Genomic DNA, 2,066 nt, shown 5'->3' with positions numbered 1-2,066 from the left:
GGCGTGGACGTCGTGCGCGTCGGCTCGGCGCTGGAGCTGCGCGACGCGATGCGCGCCGCGGCCGCCGAGGCGGACATCGTGGTGATGGCCGCGGCCGTCGCGGACTTCCGACCGGTCGCCCACGTCGAGCACAAGATCAAGAAGACGGATCGCGACCCGGAGCCCGTCGCGCTCACCCGGAATCCGGACATCCTGGTCGAACTGGTCGCCGCGCGGCGACCCGGGCAGGTCGTCGTCGGCTTCGCGGCCGAGACGGGTGACGCCGCCGCCGGCGTGCTGGAGTACGGTCGCGCCAAGCTCAAGCGCAAGGGCTGCGACTGGCTCGTCGTCAACGCGGTCGGGGACGGCCGCGCCTTCGAGGTCGAGGACAACGCCGGCTGGCTGTTGTCCGCCGACGGGGCCGAGACACCCATCCCGCACGGGTCGAAGTCGCAGCTGGCGTCCGCATTGTGGGACGCGGTAGCACCGACCGTCGAACGATGACGGTGAGCGCCGGACGCTCAGTAAACTCGTAAGCCATTCGCGGATCGACAGTTAGGGAGTGTCGTGGGTCAGCACAGCAGCAGGCTGTTCACCAGTGAGTCGGTGACGGAGGGGCACCCGGACAAGATCTGCGACGCCATCAGCGACTCGATCCTCGACGCGCTGCTGGCGAAGGACCCGCGCTCGCGCGTCGCCGTGGAGACCATGGTCACCACCGGCCAGGTGCACGTGGCGGGCGAGGTCACCACCGACGCCTACGCCGACATCCCGTCGATCGTGCGGGACAAGATCGTCGAGATCGGCTACGACTCGTCGGCCAAGGGCTTCGACGGCTACTCGTGCGGCGTCAACGTGGCCATCGGCTCGCAGTCGCCCGACATCGCGCAGGGCGTGGACACCGCGTTCGAGCAGCGGGTCGAGGGTGCCGACGACGAGATCGACAAGCAGGGCGCGGGCGACCAGGGCCTCATGTTCGGCTACGCCTGCACCGAGACCCCCGAGCTGATGCCGCTGCCGATCGCGCTGGCGCACCGGCTGTCGCGCAGGCTGACGGCGGTCCGCAAGGACGGCACCGTGCCGTACCTGCGCCCCGACGGCAAGACCCAGGTCACCATCGAGTACGCGGGCGACCAGCCCGTGCGGCTGGACACCGTCGTGGTGTCCACGCAGCACGCGGACGGCATCGACCTGGAGAAGCTGCTCGGCGTCGACGTGCGCGAGCACGTGGTGAGCCCGGAGATCGCGGAGCTCGGCCTCGACACCTCCGACGTGCGGCTGCTGGTCAACCCGACCGGTCGGTTCGTCATCGGCGGCCCGATGGGTGACGCCGGCCTGACCGGCCGCAAGATCATCGTCGACACCTACGGCGGCATGGCCCGCCACGGCGGCGGCGCGTTCTCCGGCAAGGACCCGTCGAAGGTGGACCGGTCCGCGGCGTACGCGATGCGCTGGGTGGCGAAGAACGCGGTGGCCGCGGGCCTGGCCACGCGCATCGAGGTCCAGGTGGCGTACGCCATCGGCAAGGCCGCCCCGGTGGGTCTGTTCGTGGAGACCTTCGGCACCGAGACGGTGGACCCGACCAAGATCCAGCAGGCGATCGGTGAGGTCTTCGACCTCCGCCCGGCCGCGATCATCCGCGACCTCGACCTGCTGCGCCCGATCTACGCCCCGACCGCCGCGTACGGCCACTTCGGCCGCACCGACGTCGACCTGCCGTGGGAGAACACGGACCGCGCCGACGACCTGCGCGCCGCCGCGGGCGCCTGACCCGACCGCACGACACTCCGCAGGGGTCCCCGACCGGGGGCCCCTGCGTTGTCGTTTCCGGACTGCAGACTGCGGACTCCGGGCTCCGGTCCGACGGTGGGACGTGGTGGTCAGAGGCTGCGGGCGGTGATGTCGCCCTGGGTCGTGGTGGCGTGGATGTCGAGGCCGGTGACGCCGCCGGTGTTCTTGAGGGCGTTGTTGATGCGGCCGTGGGTGGTGCCTGCGTCGAGGGTGGCGGGGATGCCGGTGGCGGCGTGGATGGTGATGTTGCCGGCCTGGGTGCGCAGGACGATCTTGCCGTGGGTGGCTTCGGTGAT

2 protein-coding genes and 1 pseudogene are annotated in these 2,066 nt (G+C 70.9%); 2 read left to right on the top strand and 1 reads right to left on the bottom strand.

The window, feature by feature from the left end:
* Both AB0G02_RS36855 and metK read left to right on the top strand, forming a co-directional pair.
* Nucleotides 1–483, top strand: a 483-nt coding sequence (locus AB0G02_RS36855) for a phosphopantothenoylcysteine decarboxylase (protein WP_360804124.1), incomplete at its 5' end; no start/stop codon positions are given.
* Between the two features lie 63 nt (nucleotides 484–546).
* Nucleotides 547–1,749: a methionine adenosyltransferase gene (gene metK / locus AB0G02_RS36850; RefSeq protein WP_360804121.1), complete on the top strand. Its 1,203-nt coding sequence runs from the start codon at nucleotides 547–549 to the stop codon at nucleotides 1,747–1,749.
* Nucleotides 1,750–1,859: 110 nt separating this feature from the next.
* Here the strand turns inward: metK and AB0G02_RS36845 are convergent.
* Nucleotides 1,860–2,066, bottom strand: a pseudogene (locus tag AB0G02_RS36845) (hypothetical protein); the annotation flags it as partial.

Source organism: Actinosynnema sp. NPDC023658 (assembly GCF_040639995.1).
GTDB lineage: Bacteria > Actinomycetota > Actinomycetes > Mycobacteriales > Pseudonocardiaceae > Actinosynnema.
Note: the sequence above shows the minus strand (reverse complement) of the source record. Positions and strands in the feature narration are given on the sequence as shown.